Source organism: Pectinatus frisingensis (assembly GCF_015732285.1).
Taxonomy (GTDB): Bacteria; Bacillota; Negativicutes; order Selenomonadales; family Selenomonadaceae; genus Pectinatus; species Pectinatus frisingensis.
In genome coordinates, this window is the sequence record NZ_WIQU01000065.1 from 25,503 (window position 1) to 50,774 (window position 25,272).

Below are 25,272 nucleotides of genomic sequence, written 5' to 3' on the forward strand. Positions count from 1 at the left end.
CTATTATTGTATCATCCTGTCATATCATTCATTACACACATAATCAAACTGCATTGCGATATGCCAACATAGCAGCAAACGGCCCTTTAACCGTTGCGAGCTGCATCGGTGGGCCAGTTTGCACGATGCGCCCATTTGCCAATACTAATACTTTATCAAATCTTTCAATGGCTGCCAAATCATGTGTTATTGCTAAAATTGTACGTTGTCTGCCAATATTCACTATTGTATCAATTATTTCCTGAGCTGTTATAGCATCGAGCCCGGCTGTCGGTTCGTCAAGAATAATCATATCGCTTTTACCGGCAAGTGCTATAGCAATTATCAACCGTTTACGCTGTCCTCCCGACAAGAACATGCCAAAGTGTCCTGTCTTAGTTGCCAATTTTTGTGGCGTATTTGTTACAAAATCATTTAAACCCGCTGCTGTCAATGCCTTATATATCTCTTCATCAGTTATTGACGGATAAAGTATCCGAAAATTTTCACGGATGCTGGCAGCAAAAATATACTGTTCCTGTAAGGCTACTTTTATATTTTCTCTGATTTTTTCTACAGGAATATCATTATAAGGATCGTTACGCCAGTAAACAATCCCATCATTATACGGTAAAAGCCGTACTAAAAGATTTACCAGTGTACTCTTCCCAGTTCCACTGCCACCCACAAGCGCTACTTTTTCTCCAATCTGCAGATGAAAATTTAATCCGTCAAACAAATTTTTTTCATCATATCCAAACAATATATTTTCAACTGTCAGCAAATTTTTATCCGGAATTCGTTTTGTCTGTTGGACGGGTAACATTGTATTACGAACCTGCAGTAATGAATCAAGTCGTTCAATGGCTGATGCAGCCTTATTCCATTGTTTTCCCATTCCGGACAATGGTACCAATATTTCCAAAGCGGCCAGTACCGCCAGCAGCAATACTGCTGCCTTTACCGCAGTGATATACGGTAATATCGTTATAAAAATTGCCAAAATACTAACCACTGCCGCTGCTGCTATGACCTGAGCTATAGTACCTGCTAAAATTTCTAAATGAAAACTTTTTTCTTCCTGTCCGATCAAGAAGTCAATTTTAGCATTGGTAATTTCTTTTCGTACCTTTCCGTAATTAAATGCGGCCATATCTCTTGCACCATTAATGTATTCACAAATTTCTCCTTCCAGAGAAATTTGTTTTTCCCTATGCGGGCAAAAAATATAAGGCAGTAACAACCCTATTGATAAAAATGCCGCAACCAAAACAACCGCCGCCCCCAGACTATAAGGCAGTATGAATAAAAATAATGCAACAGTCAACAGCAGTCCGCCAACCGGCGGTAAAACTAATCTTAAAACAGCATCACGCAATTCATCAAGGGATTCTATCACTATAGTAAATACATCACCATTATTCAAAACTTCTTTGCTGAACGGCAAAGCATTTGCCACGTTTATATATATTACCTGTCTGAGCCGCTGCCAGACTAAAAAAGCTGCATTATGGGAAATATAGCGTTCAGCATAACGAAATACAGCACGAAAAATACCACAGGTTCTGACACCGGTTATCGCCAAAGAAAGCATGTAAAGAGGAGTATGCAATGCTGCATTAGTCACCAAATATGCCGATGCCGCCATCAAACCTACTATACTCATATCACATAAAAATCCCAGCAATACTGACAACAATATAATGGGCAAAAGCGGCCTTGTCATCTGCCATAATTTTTCTTTCAAATCAGGCTCCCCCCATTGTACTGTTAACCATTTTATAATACAATGCCTTATTACGTTTCAACTCACTGTCAGATCCATGTTCAACTATTTTTCCACGGTCCATCACATATATGGCATCAGCCTGCTTTATTGATGCCAAACGATGCGCAATAATTACTACCGTCTTATCTTCTGACAGTTGCCGAATTCCCTCTTTTACCACTTTTTCTGTTATTGAATCAAGACTTTCAAGTGGTTCATCAAGTAGTAAAAGTGGAGCATCAGATAAAAAAGCCCGTGCCAAAGACAATCGTCTCATCTGCCCACTGCTCAATTTTCTACTATCATCACCGATAATGGTATCAAGCTGCTGTGGCATCGCCGCAATAACTTTTGTTAATCCTGCTGCGCTAATCGCTTTTTGCAATCTCTCAGCATTAACTTTTCTGCCAAGACAGATATTTTCCCTTATACTTGCGTTAAATATATATGCCCGCTGCGCTACATATGCTATATTTTCCCGCAATGAATCAGTTGCAATAGTTCCTATATCCTCTCCATTTATCAATATTTTGCCTTTATCAGGCTTAGCAAATTTCATCAGTAATGAGAAAACAGTTGATTTTCCAGCGCCACTCCTACCGATCAACGCCGTAACTTTTCCGGCAGCAAACTCCATGTTGATATCACGAAGAACATTTTCCCGATTTGCATTATAATTAAACCCCACTCCGGTAAAAACAATACAAGGTGCAGAGTCTAAATGTATTTTTTTCTTACAAAACTGTTCTTTGGTAATCTTATCATCAAGTAAATTATATATTTTAGGTGAATTTGTCAAAGCATCCATCGCCTGATGAAACATACTACCAGTTTGACGCAGTGGTTTATAAAATTCCGGAGCCAATAATAAAATAAAAAATGCCGCTAAAAAAATTGTTTGCCCTGATAATAACCTAAAGCCGATGTTTACCGCTATTATTGCAATACTCAGCGTCGCAATCAACTCCAAAAAAAATGCTGACAAAAAAGCTATACGCAAAACTCTTAAAACTGCTTGGGAAAATAGTTCTCCGGTATCTACAGCTTTTTTTAACTGATTTTTTGTCTGATTATAAACTTTAATAACTGACATTCCTGACAAAAGATTCATAAACAACTCACTAAGCCGCGATAAAGCTGTCCATTGACGATTATTTTCAACTTGAGCCTTTTTACCTATAAGTATCATAAAAAATGGAATAAGTGGCATTGTCAATAGAAATATAAATCCAGATATCCAATCACAATAAAAAGCTGCGGGAAGTATAACAAGCGGTATCACGACAGTGACTATCATTTGCGGTAAAAACTGGGCAAAATATGCATCTAATGAATCAATTCCTCTGGTTAGCAATGGTAATAAATCCGTATTATCGTATATAGAGGAAAGTGGACTGCTTTCACTCAATTTGTACACCAACGCCCGACGTATGCGTCTGCGAATGCCGACAGAAATTGAATGTGTTACAGCATGTATCCCATATCCTAATCCCGTTTCCGCCAAAAAAAGCACAAACAGCAGTACTAACTGTGGTACTGCTGTTTGTAAACTTAATTGAAAGAATAACATCCCATTGATTATATCTGCCAGATAATAACACCGTGCGATAATTACACCTGCTAAAACAATATCCGCTAAAATAATAGCATATATTTTGCATCTATACGGCTGTAACTCACTTAGCAAATTCTTATCAAACATAAATGAAATTCCTTATCACTTTATAATTTTACTATTAATATTCCAAATCTTTAGCCGTTACACGTTTCCTGAATATCCAATACGACCATGCCTGATAAATTAATACAAGCGGCACAAAAATCACCGCAGCAACCGTCATAATAGATAATGTGTAAGGAGAAGATGATGCATTAGTTATTGTGAGGCTCCAGTCCGGATTCATCGTAGAAATCAATATCCGCGGAAAAAGACCAACAAAAACACTTATAGTAGTGAACACAACTGCTAAAGCACTGCCAATAAATGCTGCACCGCATCTGCCCTGGCGCCGAGCAATAATGGCCAGTACAAAAACAATTGCCGCCAGTATCATTAAACCAAGACATAACGAAGATTTGAACATATCCGTATTAGCATAAGTCAATGCCATGCATAATACATAAAAAATTGCTGCTGTACCACCCAGACATGTGCCGACTAAACGCAGCCGCGGCATAAGATGCGACTTTGCATCAAGTTTCAAAGATAAATAAGTCACACCATGAAAAGCAAATACAAGAACAAATGTTATTCCACCGACAATAGTATATATTGACAATAAATCCCAAAATGTTCCCATATAAATCTTATCACTATTTATCATAAAACCTTTCATGAGATTAGTCACTGCTACTCCCCATAAAAAGGCTGGTAAAAAGCTACCGATAAAAATCATCCAATCCCACAGGCTGCGCCAACAGGATGTATCATGCTTACTCCGAAATTCAAAAGCCACCCCGCGTACAATTAAACCTATGAGCATCAGAAACAATGCCATATAAAATGCACTGAACATCGTGGCATACACATGCGGAAAAGCTGCAAACATTGCTCCTCCAGCTGTAATCATCCACACTTCATTACCATCCCATACAGGTCCGATGCTGTTTATAAACATACGACGCTCAATATCATCCTTAGCGGCAAAAGGCAATAATATGCCAACGCCATAATCAAATCCTTCTAAAAAGAAGAAGCCGGTAAATAAGACAACAACAAGAATAAACCACAACACCTGCAAATCCATTATAAACCGCTCCCTTCTTCAGTTACATCCTTTCTGACAATCTTCACAGCTACAAATATCGCAGCTATTGCCAGTAAAGCATATACTGCAGTAAAACCAATCAACGATATCCAAACTTCCAATGAAGTTATATTTTGTGAAACAGCATCTCCGACCTTTTGCAATCCGGTAACCATCCATGGCTGACGTCCACATTCAGCAATAATCCAACCAACCGTATTAGCTATAAACGGTAAAAATATAGCGAGCGACAATAGGCGAAGCCAGCCTGTATTATATTCAGAAAGACGATTCGTATAACTCATATACAAAGTTACAAGCATCAACAACAGCATGATGCCACCGCAAGCCAGCATAATACGAAAACTCCAAAACAAAAGTTCTACATTTGGTATGTAATTATCATATCCGTACTGTTGCTGTTCTTCGGACTGCAATGCTTTTATTCCCTTAACTTCTCCTGTTGGTGAATTATTGAGCATAAATGACAATGCATATGGTATATCTATGACATTGGTATTTTTTTCCTTATTCATATCTATATTAGCATATATCGTAAATGGTGCGGGATCTGCATTGTTCCAAAGAGCTTCCATTGAAGCCAGCTTCATCGGTTGATTATGTCCCACATACTGTGTGTGCAAGTGCCCGCTGCCCATAACTGAAAAAATTCCAATAATTGCATATACAGCCCCTATTTTAATACCAGTCTTAAAAATAGCAACATTTTCACGACGCAGCAGTTTATAGGCACTCACTGATACAACCAATATCCCTGCTGTCACTATCCCTGAAGTCAATACATGAGCAAATTGTCCAAATACGTACGGATTAGTAAGTAATGCTCCAAAGTCAGTCATTTCAGCTCGGCCATTATTAATTACATAACCGACCGGATGCTGCATAAAAGAATTCGCCACCAAAATCCAAAATGCCGACAAGTTACTGCCAAATGCTACCAACCATATGGATAAACAATGTACTTTAGCTGGTAAACGATTTTCACCAAAAATCCATACTCCAAGAAAAACTGACTCCAGAAAAAATGCTGACAATGCTTCCAGTGCCAACGGTGCACCAAAGATGTCTCCCATAAATCTTGAGTACTCCGACCAATTCATCCCAAAATGAAATTCTTGTACAATGCCTGTGACTACACCCATAGCAAATGAAATTACAAATAATTTGCCAAATAACTTCGCCAACTGTTTATAAACAATTTTCCCATTTTTTAAATATATTGTCGATAATACAGCGACTAAGAACGACAATCCAAGTGATAATGGAACAAATAAAAAATGGTATATTGTCGTTACAGCAAATTGCAGGCGCGACAATGTGATAACGTCCATATCTGCACCCTTCCTCTCCAAAATTAAATTATAAATTCTTCTTATAGTATAATTTTTTACAGCATAAAATGCAATCTATTATTAATTAATAATTAAAATCCTCTTTATAATAAGACTATTCTATATATAGTATACGCCGTTATTCAGCTATATTCCTTCCCATTTTCTTATGCCATAAATCACATAATTTTAAACCCAAATATCATAAAATAAAAAAATCCAGGTTTTTACAACCTGGATTTACAATATACATTATATAAAATAAATTATACCACTAATAATATATAAGCCCCAATACGTGTCAATAATATATATAACAAAATCAATAGCTGTGCAATTGATATCTATTACTACCGATTTTATTTTTTTGCTTTTTTTATTTTTTCTTCAAGAAAGGCAGCAAATTTTTTATGCTGACCAATAGCGAAACCGATGCGTTTTTTTACATCTTCATCATCAATATCATTCAACGCTTCTTCCATTTTATGACAGCGCTGCTGTACTGCAAAAAGCTCATCAGTCAATGGCTGCTTTGCTCCCAGTCCTATACCATAAATAGAATCTATACACTCACGCACATTTGCGGCATAGCCCTTCTCACCCGACACTTTTTCTAAATAATCAACAATATAATAAATTATTTCATAAGGATTTTTTCCCTCATTAATCATCCTCATGATATCCATTTTTATATTTTGATCTTTACCATATGCCGGTTCAATAAATTTATTATTCATTATTCACACGCTGCATCAAAGATTATTTCTCTTACTAAATTTCCCCTGCAGATATTCCTTAATATCCGCAGCATGTTCCATGGACATTACCTTATTCATGGCTTCTTTGGCTTCAACCATACTAACACTGCGAATCAATTCTTTGACACGCGGTATGGAAGGTGCACTCATTGAAAGTTCAGTGATTCCCATAGCCATTAAAATAACTGCTGCATACGGATCACTGGCCATTTCGCCACACATTCCTGCCCATATTTTATGTTCATTGGCAGAATCAATAGTCCGCTTAATAAGCGCAAGCACACCAGGGTTAAACGGATCATACAAATAACTTACATTACTATTGACGCGGTCAACTGCCAAGGTATACTGAATAAGATCATTTGTCCCGATACTAAAGAAATCCACATGTTTGGCAAATATTGGTGTCATAACCGCCGCTGCTGGTGTTTCCACCATTATGCCAAGCTGTACATTATCAGAAAAGACTTTATCTTCCTGCTTTAGCATAGTCTTAGCCTCTCCAATGATCTGCTTAACCTTATCAATTTCACTGAGCCTTATGACCATCGGAAGCATCATTGCAGCTTTGCCATACACTCCAGCACGCAATATCGCCTTCACTTGCGGCATGAATATATCACGGCGTGCCAGACAAATACGCAATGCCCGCCAGCCTAAAAACGGATTTTCTTCCTTAGGTATATTAAGATAAGGCAGAGGTTTATCACCGCCAATATCCATTGTACGGATTACACACAACTTACCATTACACTTTTCAACAGCATCCCTATAAGCCCCAAATTGAGTTTCTTCATCAGGGGGTTCATCTTTTCCCATAAATAAAAATTCTGAGCGGAAAAGCCCAACACCCTCAGCACCAAAGTCAGTGACGGCAGCTTCTACATCAAGATGCGTGCTAATATTAGCCACAAGCATTACCCTATGCCCATCAGTGGTTTCTGCCGGCAACGAAGTAAGCTCCGCATAATGCTGCTTCAGCTTATTTTGTTCATCAATAAGCTTTTCAAACGATTCCATCAATTCTTCAGTAGGATTGACAAATATTTCCCCAGTTTCCCCATTTACAATTACTTCATCGCCATTTTTAATCTCATCAATGCTCTTTTCCAAACCAACAACAGTCGGAATAGCGCGTGCTTTGGCAATAATAACGGCATGACATGTCGTGCTTCCCTGCCCTAAAATTACACCAGCGATCTGTTCTGTAGGAATGTTAGCAATGACGGATGGTTCAATTTCATGTCCGCATAGAATAATCGGATCATTACCTATATCCGGACCTTTTAACCCTAAAATACGACTTACGACACGTTTACCAACATCACGAATATCAACAGCACGTTCACGAAAATATTCATCAGCCATATTTTCGAAAATAGCAGCCGTTTCTTCCGATGCCAATAAAACAGCCCTTGGGGCAGACTTAACTTCTCCTACTTTGGCAATGGCATTATTTTTAAACATTGGATCCTGCACCATCGTACGATGTGCTTCCATAATGCCCGCCTGTTCGGTCATTCCCTTACTTTTCAAGGTTTTAACATTTTCTGCGAGGTCATCAGCAACAGCAGCAAATGCTTTTTCTATCTTGCTGATTTCTGATTCAACATTTTCCGGTGTATATAAATCCATGTATTTTTCAAAATCCTGCCCAATGAGCAGAACCTTGGCTATAGCAATACCGGTAATGACACCCTTGCCACGCAATTTAACTGACATAGATAGTCCCCCCTTGGAGCCATTTTCATACTAAAAGATCATTTTATTATTCTTCACCAAATTTAGATTTTATAAGATCTGACAATGCAGTAATAGCTGCCTGGTCATCTTCACCTTCAGCACTGATTGTAACATCTGTACCTTGCTGCAAACCAAGGCTCATGATCATAAGAATACTTTTAGCATCAATGGTCTTGCCCTTAGCTGTTAATTTGATTTTTGATTTAAATTTGTTTGCTGTCTGAACAAACATCGAGGCCGGACGAGCATGCAGACCTGTTTTGTTTTCAATAGTTAATGTTTTTTCCATGAGTTATATCCCCTTTTATAAAAAATTAATTCTCTAGCAGTTACACTGCACTTCTTAAATTATACCGAATACACAGTAAAATTACCAGCAAAAATTTACATAACCATATTATCATTTAACATAAATATTACTATTTTTATCTTGCCGATTTTTTTGCTTCTCACCGATATTTTAAATAATTGTTATTTTTCCAAAAAATATTATATAATTGTAAATAAACTTATTTGATTAAAGTTATCAAAACAGCATTGATATTATCAATAAAAACAAATTATATAGTCATATATAATTACTATTTTATTTAACTCTTATATTCATAATCGAATGTAAGGTTATTGCAAAATTAACATATCATTTATATCCTCTAAAAGGAAGGTAATTAACATGTATAATTTTTCTGTAAACCCCGATCGAGCCGATTCGGGATCGGTTAAATGGTCAGCCATGAAAAAAATGAACCCACAAGTCCCATCAAAAATAGTCCCTCTTTCAATAGCTGATATGGAACTCATGACACCGCCGGAAATCATTTCCGGCCTGCAGGCTTTTCTCTCGCACACAGTTCTCGGTTATACCATTCCGACAAAAGGATATCTGCATGCCATATCCAACTGGATGCAGCAGCGTCACAACTGGACAATTGACCATAGCTGGATAGTTCCATCTCCAGGTGTGGTTCCGGCATTGTTTAATGCTGTCCGGGCTTTTACTGAAGAAGGCGACGGTGTTATAATCATGCCTCCTGTTTATCATCCATTTTCCCGTGCCATCACCAAAAACAATCGCCGTATAATAGAAAATTCTCTATTAAAGAAGGGTACTGATTACTATATTGATTTTGACGATCTTGAAAAAAAAGCTCATAATCCAAAAAACAAATTATTAATTCTCTGTAGTCCGCATAATCCGGTGGGACGTGTATGGACAAAAAAAGAACTGCAAAAGATTGCCGATATATGTTTGTCCAATAACGTCAACGTCGTCTCTGATGAAATACACTCCGATATAGTTTTGCCTGGTTATCGGCACACCGTACTGGCTTCATTGAATGATACCATAGCTGAAAATTGTATAATATGTACTGCCCCTTCCAAAACTTTCAACCTGGCTGGTCTGCAGGTATCAAATATCATCATCAAAAATGATCTGTTGCGCCGTCAGTTTATCAGCACAGCTGTAAAAGCAGGCTATGGTGCTCTCAATATTATTGGTTATAAAGCATGTGAAATAGCTTATACTGAATGTTCTACGTGGCTGGATGAATTTATATTGCTTATTGCTAAAAACAAAACCCTTTGTGAAGACTTTATAAGAGAAAACATTCCACAAATAAAGATAACAAACATGGAAGGTACTTATCTGCAATGGTGGGACTGTCGTGCTCTTGGTATGACAAAAAATGAATTGGAAACTTTTATGACACAGCAGGCTTTAATATTTGGTGATGAAGGTTATATTTTCGGGCACTCAGGTGACGGATTCGAACGAATAAATCTGGCTTGCCCGACATCAATCCTGGAAAGTACTTTAAATCGCTTAAAAACTGCATTAAACAAAACATTAGATTAAAAATTAACAGCAGTTATCAATCATTAAATGTAGTTAACTTTATTGTTAATACCAGTTGACAATATATGCATTAATTAATATACTTAAGGAAAACTACTCTGCCGGCATCTATTCAGATTACAGCTGGGCAGAATGATAAAGAGGCTATAATAATGCATATTGGTACAACCCTTGCCGAACTTACCGAAAAAATTATCCAGGGAGATCGTATTATGCGTGGCGACGATCTTTCGATTTTTCTAAATGCTCCGCTTGATGAACTGCAAAAAAATGCCTACATTTTACAAAAACATTTTTGTGGTAATCATGTAGATCTTTGTACCATAATAAATGGCCGCAGCGGTCGCTGCGGTGAAGATTGCAAGTATTGCGCCCAAGCATCTTGTCATCACACCGGTATCGAGGAATACGATCTGCTGCCACAAAATGAGATCATCAATAATGCCCGTGCCAATGAAAAAGCCGGTGTGAATCGTTTTGCCATCGTCACTTCCGGACGGGCATTAACCGGAAAAGATTTTTCACGTGCCTTAGAAACATATCGAAAAATGAAACAAACTCTAAATATAGAACTTTGCGCATCACATGGTTTTTTGACCGCTGAACAATTTCATCAGCTGCATGAAGCCGGTGTAACAAGCTACCACCATAATATTGAAACTTCCCGTCGTTTTTTCCCCAGTATCTGCACCACGCACACTTACGATGACAAAATCCACACAATAAAATTAGCTCAGGATGAGGGATTATGCGTCTGCTCGGGTGGAATTATCGGAATGGGAGAAAATTGGAATGACCGGCTTGATATGGCGGTCAGTTTAGCTGAACTTGGTATTCAATCAATACCAATAAATGCATTAATGCCAATAAAAGGCACTAAGCTGGCAAATCTGCCCAGGCTCGCCGATAAGGACATTCTTCGGACAATTGCTTTCTTCCGATTTATCAACCCAGAAGCTAATATTCGGCTTGCTGCAGGAAGGAAACTACTGCCCGATAATGGTGAAACAGCCTTTATCAGCGGTGCATCAGCCTCTATTACAGGCAATATGCTGACCACCTCCGGTACAACGATACATGATGATTTGGAAATACTCGAACGACTCGGCTTATCGAATAAATAAAACGCCATTATAAATTAATCCCCCCTTAATAGAATTTTCTACTAAAGGGGGATTAATTTTACACAGGCATATTAATCATGAAACTGTTCTATATATCTTCCAGCAACTTGAACTGCAATTGCACCATCATTAACGGCTGTTACTATTTGGCGCAAAAACTTCTTACAAACATCACCGGCACCATATATGCCCTTAACTTTTGTTTGCATATTTTCATCTACTATAATATAACCGTCTTTATCGGTGATTCCTAATTTTTTAGCAAACCCAGTTACCGGATCACTGCCAATATAGGGAAAAATTCCACTGGCATGAATCTGCATGAGTGCATCGCTTTTCGCATCCTTCACAGTCAAACCGGATACTCTATCATTTTCAATAAGCACTTGTTGCGGTAATTTATTTCTAATAATCTCGATTTTATTATTAGTCAAAACTTTTTTCTGAACAACTTCATCCGCTCTGAACACATCACGCCGGATAACAATTGTTACCTTATTTACCACTCTTGTTAAATAAATAGCTTCCTCTAAGGCAGAATTGCCGCCGCCAACGATTATAACATCTCTATCTTTATAAAAACCGGCATCGCAAACAGCACAGAAACTTATTCCCTTGCCAATCATTTCCTGCTCACCCGGAATATGCATCAAACGTTCGACTGTCCCTGATGCAATTACCACGCTGTAAGCTTGAAATCTCTTGCCATCTTTACATATAACTGTTTTCACTTTTCCCTCATCAACAATATCTGCTGCTTCAGCAAAAACAAATTCCGGTCCGAATGAAGTTGTCTGTTCATACATGGACCAGGCCAAATCAGCACCATTTACTGATTTTGTTCCCGGCCAATTTTCAATTGCGAATGTCTTGACTAACTTGCCCCCTGGTGCATCAGCTTCCAAAATAAGCGCTTTTAATCCCGCACGGCAGGCATATACGGCTGCTGTCATCCCGGCAGGTCCTGCGCCAATTATAGCTACATCATAAACAACATTGTTTTCCATAATGTCAGCCAACCTTTTTAGCTGCCAATTCTTTAAGTTTAGGAAGTAAGACATTTTCAGGAATAAAACCACTCATACTATTTTCAGCTTCACCATTAACGATAAAATAAAGTGTAGGTACAACTGTTACATTATATTTTTGTGCTAATTCTGGTTCCTGATCTATATCCACCTTAACAATATCTATATCTACTTCATTCTTGCCTTCTATTGTTTCAAAAACACGCCCAAGCATCTTACACGGGCCACACCACGTAGCAAAAAAATCAACCATAAATGTTTTCTTTTCCGCTATCATTTTATTAAATAGCTCCTTGTCTGCATGTATTATAGCCATTGCAGATCCTCCTCTCATTTATATATATCCGATTAACTATATAATATTTTATCCCCTGGAAATTGTCAAGTATTTATAGTATTTTATCGCAATAATATTTATTAAATAATATTGATTTTAATCTATCTTTAGTTCTGTAATTTTTTTATTGCTGCTATATTGTCCTGTTTTCTTACCATCAACCATTACATGCATCTTATAATCATCAAGTTTACCGGCCTCATCAGCAATTTGTGCAAATGATTTGTGCTGTTTATAGCTTTCTTCCATTACACTATTCACACTTCTATCAGTCAAATCCGCAACAATTTTTGCTGTTCCAGCTTCACTGGCTGTTGCCGAAAACGCTGTAATCGATGCCAATCCTATAGCAAATATTGTTGCAGTAATAATATTCATTTTTTTATTTGACATTATAACGTCTCCTTCGTATAAATAATTTCACTTATCAACCAATAACATATTTATCATTTATATTATATTATCATTAAAATATGGCAAATTTATGTCACTTCATATTTATATTATCGTATGAAAAATATATCACAGATATTTTTCTCAATTTATTTTTTTCCATAAAAAAAACAAATTTATTTGTTATTATAACAATAAATTTATATACTGAAATATATTAAATACTTTAAATAAATTCAAAACTGTTATAAAAAGAGGGATATACTATGAAAAATATGCTTATTGCCGAAGACAATAAACAAATTGCCACAGTTTTAGGAGAATACGCCAAACAGGAAAATTTTAATGTTTTTTTTGCTTCAGATGGTACAGTAGCCATTGATATTTTTAATAAAGAAAGCCTCGATATTATTCTCCTTGATATAATGATGCCACAAAAAGATGGTTTTGCCGTTTGTCGTGAAATTCGTCAAACCTCTAATGTTCCGGTCATAATGATAACCGCACGTGGTGAAGATTTTGAACGAATAATGGGCCTTGATATCGGTGCCGATGATTATATTGTAAAACCGTTTTCCCCAGGAGAAGTAATGGCCAGAGTCAGAGCTGTCTTACGCCGCATGGAAATCACTTCCAGCGATCAAAAACGGCTTTTAAAATATAATGATATGTCCATCGATCTTAACAGCTATACTGTCTCTATTAACGGAAGAGATGTTTCTTTAACAAAAAAAGAAATCGAACTGCTATGGTTATTAGCCTCTAACTATGGCAAAGTTTTTTCCCGTGATAATCTTTTGGACAGTATCTGGGGATATGACTATTTTGGTGACACCAGAACAGTAGATTCACATATAAAAAGACTGCGTGCCAAATTGAATACCAAAAGTGACTATGGTAAAATGATAAAAACGGTATGGGGAGTGGGATATAAATTTGAAGCCGCCGAAAATGAAGATTAAAATTGTTTATAAATTATTTGCTTTTTTTACGGCAGTATTGTTTATCTTCATGCTTATTTTAAACGGTTTTTTCTACTTTTTTTTCAACAAACAGACCGTTGAGTTACGCCGCAACGATCTTCGGGAAAAAGTTGGAACAATCGCCAACACAATAAGTATGTTTTTGCAAAATGACGCCCCGACAGATGACCAACAGCCATCTCCATCGGTACAAACAGTTCCGCCGCATGAAAATATGCACATGCATATGGGTATGTCCGGCACAGCTATGCCTTATTACCGGGCATTAGTTTACTATATAAAACTATTGAATCGTATGGATATGTCAGATATTTGGCTGATAAACGATAATCACCAGTTTTTAATCAGTAATAACCGACATCATCATCCCGTACAATACAATGAACTGCCTACAGGTGGTGTTGATGTAATAAATGAAGCTTTACAAGGAAATATTGTCGTTGCTGACAGTTTCAGCGGAGTTTTGGGTACACCGGCTACTACAGCGGCAGCTCCCATACGTGGTGCCGATGGCAGTTACGTTGGTGCCGTATTAATGCATGTCCCCTTAAATGAAGTCAATAATTCCATTTTTTATGCTATAAGGCTTCTCATTATAAGTTCACTTTTTGCCATGGTTATTTCCCTGCCGGCCTCATTACTGGTATCTTATTATTGCACAGAACCCTTGCGGAAAATGAAAACAATGGCTCTTTCCATTGCCGAGGGAAATTATGCTACAAGAGCACACGTCCATCAATCTGATGAAATTGGCGATCTCGCCTCATCACTTGATCAAATGGCTGTGCGGCTTGATGCTGCCGCAAAAGAAAGTGGACGGCTTGATAAAGCCCGCCGTATTTTCATTGCCAATGTATCGCATGAATTGAGGACACCTGTTACTGTTTTGCGTGCCTCACTCGAGGCATTGACCAATGGTCTTATAAAAGATGATGTCCAGCAAAAAGAATATCATCAACAAATGCTTAATGAAACTATTTATCTCGAGCGGCTGGTCAACGATATGCTGGAACTTTCAAAATTACAAAATCCTGATTTTAAAATAGAAATGACAAAATTTATTCTCAATGATTTGGTAAATGATGCCTCAAGATCAATGCGGCCTTTTGCCGCAGCCAAGCAAATACACATAAACACCAACATCGAATTACCACCTGCCCAATTAATCGGTGATTATGGACGACTACGGCAAATGTTGATGATCGTAATCGATAATGCTATAAAATTTTCGCAAAAAAATGATTTTATTACCATCCATCTTTATAATAAACCAGAAAAAAAATCTACCGCCTTTCTTTCCATAAGTGACAATGGCTGTGGTATAGACCCGACTGTCCTGCCGCATATTTTCGATCGTTTTCACAAAACCAATGACGAGCGCAATAAAAAAGGTACCGGCCTGGGTTTGGCCATTGCCAAACAAATAGCCTTACACCATGATATTGAAATAAAAATAGATAGTATCTTAAATAAAGGCGCAACTTTTACTTTTTCTTTTAAAGATATTCATCTTTTATAGTACCGATATTATATATCGCAATTAAGCGCATTTATCGGTTCGCCGATTGAGGTTTAAATTACAATGGTGTATAATATTAAATTATTTCTGTAAGCATATCAATATACTTAATTCACCCACTTTTCACAGTATTTTATTTCAAAATCGAAGGAGCACTCATCTACATGTCAAAATTTAATTTTCATTTAAATGAATCCTTAGAAAGCGCTATTCGTTCTTTCTATGATGATAACCCTTTTACTAAGGATTTAGGCGTAGTAATCGACAAAATTGACTATGGCCGCATTGATATAAGCCTCAAGGTAGAACATCGCCATACCAATATTTATCAAATAACTCACGGCGGTGTCTTGATGTCATTATCAGATGCTGCGATAGGCGCTGCATGTTTAAGCCTCAACAAACGTGTCGTTACACTCGACTTCAGTATAAACCTATTAAGGGCTGTACCAGAGGGGCACACAATAAAAACCAAAACAGAAATTATCCATAATGGTAAGCAGACAATCGTTGCAGAATGTTCCATTTTCGATGAAACCAATAAGTTATGCTGCAAAAGCCGTGCTACAATGTTTGTTGTCGGACAATTGCAGAAATAAAAGCAAAGGAGCATTCATGTGCAATTTTTACGCTATTTTATTTTTACAATAATATTTTCTCTATCGACAATTTCTTTCGTTTCTGCAGACGGCCTGCCGACAGAATTCAATACAGCAGCCGCACCGGAATATGGTCTTACTGCTAAATCTGCCATATTAATTGAAGCTTCTACCGGACGCGTAATATTTGAAAAAAACGCTGATGCCCATGAATATCCAGCCAGTATGACTAAAATACTGACAGCTATTTTGTCACTGGAAATGTCCAGCCCCGATGATATAGTTCACATAGCAGATGAAGCCGCTGATGTAGATGGCTCCTCCTTATATCTGGAAAAAGGCGACATCATGCGAATGGATGAACTTCGTCAAGGAATGATGCTGGTATCAGGTAACGATGCTGCAGTAGCTATTGCTGATGCAATAAGCGGTAACACTACGGCTTTCGCTGCAGTCATGAATCAAAAGGCCCAACAGATTGGTGCTATTAACAGTCATTTTGCTAATCCCAATGGATTACCCGATCCCAATCATTATTCTACAGCCCGCGACATGGCTAAAATTGCCCAATATGCTTATCGCAATAAAGAATTTCGTAAGATAGTCACAGTCCAGGAACAAGAGATTCACTGGCTGACCCCCAACAAAAAAATGGTTTTTGATAACACTAATCATCTTTTATGGGACTACCCAGGTGCCAATGGTATAAAAACCGGTTATACAGATGAAGCCGGTGGTTGCCTGACCGCTTCTGCCACCCGCAATGGCGTCACTTTAATCGCTGTTGTCATGCACACCGATGATGGAGAAGAAAGGTTTACCGAAGCCCGTCAGCTTCTCGACTATGGTTTCAAAAAAGTTCGATCCCATTCAGCTTATAAAAAAGCCGATTTAAAACGTTCAATCCATGTACATGACGGACAAGTTGCCCAAATTAATATAACACCTGCAAACGACATATATTATCCATTGATCAATGATGAAGACAGCTCAGCTTATTCTGTTAAGTTTGATATTCCTAAATATGTAAATGCTCCGATTAAGACCGGTGATAAAGTTGGCACCGTCGATATTTTATACAACAATCAAAAAGTAGGGGAAGTTCCTATGCTCGCTGACAGATCCAGCAATAGGGGCTTTAGTTTCAAATCATTATATTATGTTTTATATGACAGCATAACAGATTTATTTACTGTTTGACGTGCCGGTCAATTTAATGACCGGTATTTTTATTCTGATTAATTTTTAAATTTACTATAGGGGGCGTTTATATTGTCTGTTTTTCTTCACGCTATAGAAGGTGTTATAACACTTTTATTAATGGGACTTGCCGGTTGGTATATGGCTTATAAAGGCTGGATAGATAAAAATAATAAATCTCTTCTACCCAAATTGGTAAATTATATTTCGCTGCCGCTTTTTTTTATCTATAATCTCACCACCACTTTCAGCAAAGATCAATTAGAACATTTAATTTCCGGAGCTGCTGTCCCGTTCATTTCAATGATTATTTGTTATTTTCTCAGCTTATTATTCGTCCGCCTTCTTCATATACGACACGGACATCGTGGAACTTTCAGTGCTTCTTTCACTAATTCCAATTCCATTTTTGTTGGTGTTCCCGTCACCTTGGCTCTTTTCGGTGAAAAAGCTCTGCCTTACGCTTTATTATTTTTTTTCGCCAATACCACTTTTTTTTGGACAATAGGCAATGCTTCAATTCAATCCGACGCCAACAAATCGGCATCATGGCGGGATTACATGACACTGGCTACTTTAAAAAAAGTTTTTTCGGCACCAATATGCGGCTTTTTAATCTCTGTTTTATTAATTTTATTTGATATAACGCTGCCGCCTTTTTTAATGGATACTGCCAAATATCTCGGTTATATGACGACTCCTGTCGCTTTAATCTTTATTGGATCAACTCTATACTCCATGAATTTCAAACAACTTAAATTTGACCGTGATCTTAACGGTGTACTTACAGGGCGCTTTATAATAGCACCAATTATAACTTACATAGTAGGTTCATTTTTTCCTATCCCAGAACTTATGTTTAAAGATTTTATCATCATGGCATCATTGCCGGCAATGATCCAAACGGTAGTCTTATCCAGTTTATATAAGACTGATATTGAATATGCTACTGTCATTGTCTCTATAACCACTATATTTTCAATAATTACTATTCCTATCTACATGGTAATTCTCAGTTATTTATAATTACATACCTACCTAAAAAATATGCTGCCCACCTGATATACAATTGTTGCTGCAACCCATGCAACAAATAATTGAAAAAATACAGAAAACAATGCCCATCTCGCCCTACCTGTTTCTTTTCTTATCGTTACTAAAGTTGCCACACAAGGAGTATATAGCAAACAAAATACCATTAAAGCATATGCATTCAGCTGTGAAAAACCAATTTGCGACAGCTTACTGACAACATTGGTCATACCCATCTGTGAACTTATATCACTCACACCATAAAGGATACTCATGCTTGAAACCACAACCTCTTTTGCAGCCACACCAGATAATAAAGCCACTGCGATCTGCCATACATCAAGCCCCGCCGGTGCTAAAATTGGTGCTATAACTCTGCCGATAAAACCGCCAAAACTTTGTCCTATATCACTTACCATACCGGACATATTAAAATGTAAAATAAACCATATCAGTAATGATGCCACAAAAATAGTAGTTCCCGCCTTCGAAAGGTATGATTTCACTTTTTCCCAGGCGTAGATGAATATTGATGCTGCATTAGGTGATTTATATTCCGGCAATTCAATTAAAAGTGTATTGGTATTTTTATTTTTATCAATGCGAGAAAAAATTAACGCCAAAGCTATTGCGACTACAATTCCCAAAACATACATAGAAAATGCTGCATACATCGCATTATCCCCAAAAAACATTCCTGCTATCAGTATATAAATAGGTAATCGCGCGCTGCATGACATAAATGGTGTAATCAATATTGTTTTCAATCTATCCCGTGGATTTTCCAGTGCCCTTGAAGCCATTATTGCCGGTACACTGCAGCCAAATCCAAGCAGCAATGGAATAAAAGCCCTGCCGGACAACCCTACTTTACCCATTATTCCATCCATCACATAAGCTACTCGTGACATATAACCACTGTCTTCAAGAACGGCCAATGCCAAAAATAATATAAAAATATTGGGCAGAAATGATAATATACTGCCAACACCGGTAATTGCCCCATCAACCAAAAGTGATGTTAAGACAGGACTGACATTAATATAGGTCAGAAAATTTTTTATTATATCAGATACTTTATCAATTCCCAAAACGATCCAATCCTGGAAAAAATCACCAATTGTAAATGTTAAAAAGAAAATGAATGCCATTGTCAATAAAAATATCGGTATTCCAAAATAACGATGTGTTAATATACTATCTATGCGATCAGTATTCTTCGACTCCCTGTCTTTATGAACAAGAACTTCCTCAATTACCTCTTCAATAAAATCATATTTTTGCTTAATTATTTCTTTTTCATAGCTTTTCTCCGCCACAGTTGTTATATCAAGCGGATATTTATTCATTATTTCTTCGTCATGTGCCAATAATTTCAATGCATACCAGCGCAAATTATTTATTGCCCCATATTTTTCTCTTAAGGCATTTTCTACTATATCAATCTTATCTTCCAGCCAATCATCATAAACTACTACAGTATTTTTATGATGTCTATGCTGATGGCTGCTTTTTTTTTCGCGCTCATTTTTATGCTGATGCTCAATTTTATCCATGCCATGCCGTCTGTTATGATGTGCTACAGCATGAAGCAAAATTTCCAGCCCCCTTTTCTTACGAGCTGAAACAGGTATAACAGGAACCCCCAGCATTTCCGGTAATCGATGTAGATCTATGTCCATTCCGCGTTCTTCAACAACATCCATCATATTAAGTGCTATTATCAATGGTTTTCCTAACTCAATAAGCTGCAAAGCCAAATATAAATTGCGTTCCAATGACGATGCGTCAACTACGTCAACTATAATATCGACTTCATCTTCCAATATATATTGACGGGACAATTTTTCTTCCATGGTATAAGAAGTGAGACTGTAAATTCCCGGCAAATCGACCAATTTATAATGGTTATTATGATATTTCAATGCTCCTTCCTTTTTTTCTACAGTAACGCCCGGCCAATTAGCAACCTTCAGATGTGCTCCGGTATATGCATTAAATAAAGTCGTCTTCCCGCAATTAGGATTACCGATAAAAGCTACATGGATATCCTCACTCATTTTCATATTCTCCAATCTCTATCCCGTCAGTAATTTCCCTTCCCAAAGCGAATCGCGTACCACGCACCTTTAAAATAATCGCTCCATTATGCTTTTTATTTAAAATTACAACTTTTACACCGGTGGTCATTCCCAGCATTTCTAAACGTCGCTCAATATTATTAGCCAAATTTATATTTTCAACAACATAACTCGCATTAATATTTCCATTAGATAAAACCATTAATTACCTCTCCATGTGCAAGAATGAAATACCTTGCCGACAACTCCCTGTCGACAAGGTATTATTATGTAATTTAGTATAATAGAATACATTAATAAAATCAACGTTTTACCATCTCCTAATCTTTATCGGATTTCAAAGAAAATCATATCAGTCCACAACTTGATAATAAATCTGTATTATATAAGCCAGCTAAAAATAAATCTTTTATTGCCGCAGTCTGAGGAAATTTAATAACTGGAATTATCAGAATAATGTTTATATAATACATTCAGATGGAGGATAAAAAAATGGTTATTCAAAATAAAAGAATTTTACAGATATTAAATTTGCTTAATAAGAATGACAAAATCATTACTGGTAAATATCTGGCAGATTCAATAGGAGTGAGTACCAGAACTATAAGAAATGATATAAAAGAAGTCGAATATTTTTTAAAAAATAATGGTGCCCATATCATTGCCGAACCTGGTAGTGGTTACAAATTGTCGATTGATGATAACGATAAATATGACATTTTCACCAACACTCATGCCATTAACACATCAAGAGAGTATAGGGGAACAAATATTGTTCCGGCAGATTATAATGATCGTATTTCTTTTATTATAGCTCGAATCTTATTAAACTCTTTACACAATAAAATTGTAAAACAAGAAGATTTAGCAGAAGAGTTATTTATAAGTCTATCCACATTAAAAAAATATCTAGGTGATATAAAAAAAAGTATAGCTCGTTTTAATCTCAATTTAACTACCGACAGAAAAAATGGCATAAAAATAATGGGCGATGAAACAAAAATAAGATATTGCATATCCGAGTATGTTTTCAACCGGGATGATCTGTTAAATCTATCCAACAATCAATTTTTCAATGACATATTCCCACATCAAGAAATAGAAACAATAAAGCACATATTATTGAAAATTATTTTAAAATATAATATTCATCTAACAGACATCGCCTTTAAAAACTTATTAGTCCATATTGTTATTACTTTGCGCCGTTCTGGCAAGGGAAATACTGTAGAATACACTAAAAATGAACGCAGCAAACTTCAAGCATCTCAATACTATAAACCTGCATCTGAAATACTCAATACAGTTGAAAAACAATTGGGAATAGATATCCGTAATGAAATTTTTTATCTTACACAACATTTCATTGCCAGTCAAAAATTTATAGTATCAGCAAAAAAAAGATCTGATTTTAAAAAATTATTAACAGATATTTTAAATAAAATCTATAAGCATACTGGTATAGATTTATCCGATGACAGCGAATTAGTATCCGGAATAACCATCCATCTGATAGCGGCAATAAGCAGACTTCGTTTTAATATGAATATTCGAAATGATATCTTAAAATCTATTAAAACCAATTATCCGCTTGCTTTCGATATGGCAGTCATAGCAAGTGAAATAATAGCTCAAGAAGAAAAAGTACAAACCAACGAAAATGAAATAGGTTTTCTTGCCATTCATTTTGGAGCTGCCTTAGAAAGAAATAAACTAAATGATGAAATGGGAAAAACTGCTGTTATCGTCTGTGGTGCAGGACTTTCCACTGCACTTTTACTTAAAAGCAAATTACAAAGAAGATTTGGCAATATTTTACAAATAAAAAAAGTAATGAGTTGTTATGAACTTGATGAAAAAATAATAAAAGAAACAGATTTTATATTCACTACCGTACCTATAACCCATATAATTTCAAAAAAAATCATCCGCGTAGAACCTATAATGACAGAATATGATCTTACTAGAGTTGAACAAAAAATAAACGAAATTTGCACTGGTGATGAAATACCACTGAATAATTTTTTTAAAAAAGATTTATTTATCCCATTATTAAAAGCAAATTCATCTAAAGAAGTGATAGAAAAAATTACTAACAAAATGCTAAAACTTGGTTTTATTGATAAAAATGTCAAAAAATCTATCTTTGATAGGGAAAAACTTGCTTCTACCGAATTTTCCAATTTTATAGCTATCCCCCATCCTTTAACAAATCAAATGAAAAATCCGGCAATAGCAGTTGCAGTATTAAAAAACCCAATAATATGGAATAAAGAAAAAGTGCAAATTATATTTTTACTTAGTATTCCCCAAAATCTTTATAGTGTGTGGGAAAGTATATTTAAAAAAATCTATAATAATTTCATTGAAGGCAGCAGTGGTGAAATTTTATTAAAGACACGATCATTCACCACATTAATCAATGAATTAAAATACTAAAATCAGGATGTGTTTTAATGGAAAATACTATAACGTCAATTTTTGACATGAATATAAAACCTGAATATTTATTTATACATTTAGATGCCGTTGACAACATGGATGCTATAAAGCAAATGGCTGTGAATTTAGCTAAGCAAGGTGTTGTAAAAAATAGTTTTATCCCGGCAGTTTTAGAAAGAGAGCGCATTTTTTCTACCGGGTTACAATTTGATGAAACTGGTATAGCTATCCCTCACACCGATACTCAACATATCAACTCATCAGCCATTAGTATTGCCATTTTAAAAAAACCTGTCACTTTTCAGGCGATGGGCATGCCCGATAGCAAGGTAAATGTCGAAATAATTTTTATGCTTGCAATAAAAACTGCCCATGGGCATATCAAATTTTTGCAAACATTGATGAATCAATTACAAAACAAAGTAATTTTGCATAATTTAATAAATAGCACTTCTAAAAAATTATTAATAAATAATTTTAAATCATTATTTAATAAGGAGAACTAATATCATGAAAAAAATTCTTGTAGCATGTGGAGCAGGTGTCTGTACTTCAACCGCAGTTTTAAATAAATTAAAGAGTATATTGGATGATCGTGGTTTTAAGGGAAAATATGAATTATCCCAATGTAAAGTAGCAGAAGTTCCGGCCAAATCATCTGGCTATGACCTATGTATAGCCACTACAACCGTTTCAGAAGTTAAATGTCCATTTATAATGGGAATTCCATTTTTAACGGGGCGAGGATTAGATGATGTCATAAAAAAAATATTAAAAGAATTGGAAAAATAATTAATTTTGTGAGGTGAACTTTATGGATACAGTATTATCTGCTTTTAAATTCATACAAGGACTGGGACCTTCTGTAATGATGCCCATAATTATATTCATTTTAGGAGTAATACTTAAAGCCGGTATTGGGAAATCAATAAGAGCCGGTTTAACTGTCGGTATTGGATTTATTGGACTTAATTTAGTTATCGGCCTGATGAGTTCCAGTCTCGGACCAGCTGTTCAGCAAATGGTAGAACGATACGGATTAAGCCTTTCAGTTATAGATGTCGGCTGGCCGGCAGCCGCTGCAATAGCCTTTGCTTCAACACTAGGCACAATAATTATACCCTTATGTTTATTGATAAATATAATCATGCTTTTTACCAACACTACACAAACTGTTGATGTAGATATATGGGACTATTGGCATTTTGCATTTACCGGAGCCTTGGTTGCTATTATTACAGACAGCCAAATATTTGGTATTATTGCGGCTATATTAAATATGATAATAATAATGGTTATTGCCGATTATACGGCACCAGCATTGGAAAAAACAAACGGTCTAACCGGAATATCGCTTCCCCATGGATTTACCGGTGCTTATGTTCCTATTGCCTGGGTAATAAATAAAGTATTTGATTGTATTCCCGGTGTAAGAAATATAAATATTGATTTAAATAAAATACAGAACCGCTTTGGCGTTTTCGGCGAACCAATTCTGGTAGGAACCGTACTTGGAATAATGATTGGTATTGTAGCCGGTTATCAAATCGGTGGTGTTCTAACTTTAGGCATAACCCTGGGAGGCGTACTTGTATTAATTCCTAAGATGGCCGCTATGCTTATGGAAGGACTACTGCCAATATCAGATGCCGCATCTGAATTTATTGAAAAAAGGTTCAAAAATAGAGGGAAAATATATATTGGTCTTGATTCTGCAATAGGGATAGGCCATCCTGTCACATTAGCCGTTTCCTTAATCCTAGTGCCATTAACTGTATTCATGGCCGTTATATTGCCAGGAAACAAAGTTCTTCCTTTTGCTGATTTAGCTGTAATTCCATTCATGTTTGTTTTGATTATTCCTATGGTAAACGGAAATGGATTTAGGGCTTTAATAACCGGTATAATCACGATTGCTACAGGACTTTTAATAGCTACCAACCTTTCTCCGTTGATAACAACTGCAGCAGTTAATGCCAAATTTAAAATGCCTGAAGGTGCAATGGCCATTTCTAGTATATGTGACGGAGCTAACCCTCTCACATGGCTTATTGTACATCTAAATGATTTAGGTGTAATTGGAGTAAGCTTATTGACTGTAATAGCCATTATCTTATTAATATTAAATAGGACACGCATAATAAAAGAAGCTAAAGAAATACATTCTCTAAAAGATGACACTGGTATATAAAACTATGAAAACATATATTTGTTCTTCACAGGAACGTATCTTTCAAATCATAATTCCATCAGTAATATCTGCCTGCGGTCTATTTACTTGTATTGCAGTATTTTTCACTCACATTGAATACAGTCTCCCGGCCATATT

23 protein-coding genes are annotated in these 25,272 nt (G+C 36.3%); 11 read left to right on the plus strand and 12 right to left on the minus strand.

The window, feature by feature from the left end:
- Positions 1-43 precede the first annotated feature (43 nt).
- From cydC to I6751_RS11880, 7 genes are all read right to left on the minus strand, one after another.
- Positions 44-1,726 carry a thiol reductant ABC exporter subunit CydC gene (gene cydC, locus I6751_RS11850; RefSeq protein ID WP_196590946.1) on the minus strand — a complete coding sequence of 561 codons (1,683 nt, stop codon included), beginning with the start codon at positions 1,724-1,726 and terminating at the stop codon, positions 44-46.
- Between the two features lies 1 nt (position 1,727).
- Positions 1,728-3,449 carry a thiol reductant ABC exporter subunit CydD gene (cydD, locus tag I6751_RS11855; protein ID WP_196590945.1) on the minus strand — a complete coding sequence of 574 codons (1,722 nt, stop codon included), beginning with the start codon at positions 3,447-3,449 and terminating at the stop codon, positions 1,728-1,730.
- 34 nt (positions 3,450-3,483) lie between these two features.
- Positions 3,484-4,494: a cytochrome d ubiquinol oxidase subunit II gene (gene cydB, locus I6751_RS11860; RefSeq protein WP_196590944.1), complete on the minus strand. Its 1,011-nt coding sequence runs from the start codon at positions 4,492-4,494 to the stop codon at positions 3,484-3,486.
- Complete coding sequence (locus I6751_RS11865) at positions 4,494-5,846, minus strand: cytochrome ubiquinol oxidase subunit I (RefSeq protein WP_196590943.1); 1,353 nt, start codon at positions 5,844-5,846, stop codon at positions 4,494-4,496. The genes cydB and I6751_RS11865 overlap by 1 nt, the downstream gene beginning before the upstream one ends.
- 359 nt (positions 5,847-6,205) lie before the next feature.
- Complete coding sequence (locus tag I6751_RS11870) at positions 6,206-6,583, minus strand: hypothetical protein (protein WP_196590942.1); 378 nt, start codon at positions 6,581-6,583, stop codon at positions 6,206-6,208.
- 15 nt (positions 6,584-6,598) lie between these two features.
- Complete coding sequence (ptsP, locus tag I6751_RS11875; protein WP_196590941.1) at positions 6,599-8,326, minus strand: phosphoenolpyruvate--protein phosphotransferase; 1,728 nt, start codon at positions 8,324-8,326, stop codon at positions 6,599-6,601.
- Between the two features lie 46 nt (positions 8,327-8,372).
- Complete coding sequence (locus I6751_RS11880; protein WP_182187457.1) at positions 8,373-8,636, minus strand: HPr family phosphocarrier protein; 264 nt, start codon at positions 8,634-8,636, stop codon at positions 8,373-8,375.
- A 384-nt stretch (positions 8,637-9,020) separates the two neighbouring features.
- On the opposite strand from I6751_RS11880, the gene I6751_RS11885 reads away from it, so the two are divergent.
- Positions 9,021-10,205: a MalY/PatB family protein gene (locus I6751_RS11885; RefSeq protein WP_196590940.1), complete on the plus strand. Its 1,185-nt coding sequence runs from the start codon at positions 9,021-9,023 to the stop codon at positions 10,203-10,205.
- Between the two features lie 152 nt (positions 10,206-10,357).
- Positions 10,358-11,329, plus strand: coding sequence for a biotin synthase BioB (bioB, locus tag I6751_RS11890; protein WP_196590939.1), 972 nt, complete (start codon positions 10,358-10,360; stop codon positions 11,327-11,329).
- Positions 11,330-11,400: 71 nt separating this feature from the next.
- Here the strand turns inward: bioB and I6751_RS11895 are convergent, their stop codons facing one another.
- The 3 genes from I6751_RS11895 to I6751_RS11905 form a co-directional block, all read right to left on the minus strand.
- On the minus strand, positions 11,401-12,336 hold the full coding sequence (locus I6751_RS11895; protein ID WP_196590938.1) for an NAD(P)/FAD-dependent oxidoreductase: 936 nt from the start codon (positions 12,334-12,336) through the stop codon (positions 11,401-11,403).
- Positions 12,337-12,340: 4 nt separating this feature from the next.
- On the minus strand, positions 12,341-12,673 hold the full coding sequence (locus I6751_RS11900; protein ID WP_182187453.1) for a thioredoxin family protein: 333 nt from the start codon (positions 12,671-12,673) through the stop codon (positions 12,341-12,343).
- A gap of 117 nt (positions 12,674-12,790) precedes the next feature.
- Positions 12,791-13,087, minus strand: coding sequence for a hypothetical protein (locus tag I6751_RS11905; protein ID WP_182187452.1), 297 nt, complete (start codon positions 13,085-13,087; stop codon positions 12,791-12,793).
- 266 nt (positions 13,088-13,353) lie between these two features.
- Here I6751_RS11905 and I6751_RS11910 point away from each other — a divergent pair, with 266 nt between their 5' ends.
- From I6751_RS11910 to I6751_RS11930, 5 genes are all read left to right on the plus strand, one after another.
- Positions 13,354-14,049 carry a response regulator transcription factor gene (locus I6751_RS11910; protein WP_231037858.1) on the plus strand — a complete coding sequence of 232 codons (696 nt, stop codon included), beginning with the start codon at positions 13,354-13,356 and terminating at the stop codon, positions 14,047-14,049.
- On the plus strand, positions 14,039-15,589 hold the full coding sequence (locus tag I6751_RS11915) for a sensor histidine kinase (RefSeq protein ID WP_196590937.1): 1,551 nt from the start codon (positions 14,039-14,041) through the stop codon (positions 15,587-15,589). The genes I6751_RS11910 and I6751_RS11915 overlap by 11 nt, the downstream gene beginning before the upstream one ends.
- A 164-nt stretch (positions 15,590-15,753) precedes the next feature.
- Entirely contained in the window at positions 15,754-16,188 is a 435-nt protein-coding gene (locus tag I6751_RS11920; protein ID WP_196590936.1) for a PaaI family thioesterase, read from the plus strand.
- An 18-nt stretch (positions 16,189-16,206) separates the two neighbouring features.
- Entirely contained in the window at positions 16,207-17,388 is a 1,182-nt protein-coding gene (locus I6751_RS11925) for a D-alanyl-D-alanine carboxypeptidase family protein (protein ID WP_196590935.1), read from the plus strand.
- A gap of 72 nt (positions 17,389-17,460) precedes the next feature.
- The gene (locus tag I6751_RS11930) at positions 17,461-18,414 is read left to right on the plus strand and encodes an AEC family transporter (RefSeq protein WP_196590934.1); all 954 of its coding nucleotides are present in this window, start codon (positions 17,461-17,463) and stop codon (positions 18,412-18,414) included.
- Positions 18,415-18,422: 8 nt separating this feature from the next.
- Here the strand turns inward: I6751_RS11930 and feoB are convergent, their stop codons facing one another.
- Positions 18,423-20,480 (minus strand): ferrous iron transport protein B, encoded by a 2,058-nt coding sequence (gene feoB, locus I6751_RS11935; RefSeq protein ID WP_196590933.1) that lies wholly within the window; start codon positions 20,478-20,480, stop codon positions 18,423-18,425.
- The gene (locus tag I6751_RS11940; protein ID WP_196590932.1) at positions 20,473-20,703 is read right to left on the minus strand and encodes a FeoA family protein; all 231 of its coding nucleotides are present in this window, start codon (positions 20,701-20,703) and stop codon (positions 20,473-20,475) included. Before I6751_RS11940 ends, feoB begins: the two co-directional genes overlap by 8 nt.
- 290 nt (positions 20,704-20,993) lie before the next feature.
- Here I6751_RS11940 and I6751_RS11945 point away from each other — a divergent pair, with 290 nt between their 5' ends.
- Genes I6751_RS11945 through I6751_RS11960 form a run of 4 tightly spaced genes read left to right on the plus strand, consistent with a single transcriptional unit; the run spans position 20,994 to position 25,134 of the window.
- Positions 20,994-22,940, plus strand: a complete 1,947-nt coding sequence (locus I6751_RS11945; protein ID WP_196590931.1) for a BglG family transcription antiterminator — start codon at positions 20,994-20,996, stop codon at positions 22,938-22,940.
- 17 nt (positions 22,941-22,957) lie between these two features.
- The gene (locus tag I6751_RS11950; protein ID WP_196590930.1) at positions 22,958-23,449 is read left to right on the plus strand and encodes a PTS sugar transporter subunit IIA; all 492 of its coding nucleotides are present in this window, start codon (positions 22,958-22,960) and stop codon (positions 23,447-23,449) included.
- A gap of 4 nt (positions 23,450-23,453) precedes the next feature.
- Positions 23,454-23,735, plus strand: a complete 282-nt coding sequence (locus I6751_RS11955; RefSeq protein ID WP_196590929.1) for a PTS sugar transporter subunit IIB — start codon at positions 23,454-23,456, stop codon at positions 23,733-23,735.
- A gap of 22 nt (positions 23,736-23,757) precedes the next feature.
- Positions 23,758-25,134 carry a PTS galactitol transporter subunit IIC gene (locus I6751_RS11960; protein ID WP_182187441.1) on the plus strand — a complete coding sequence of 459 codons (1,377 nt, stop codon included), beginning with the start codon at positions 23,758-23,760 and terminating at the stop codon, positions 25,132-25,134.
- Positions 25,135-25,272 lie beyond the last annotated feature (138 nt).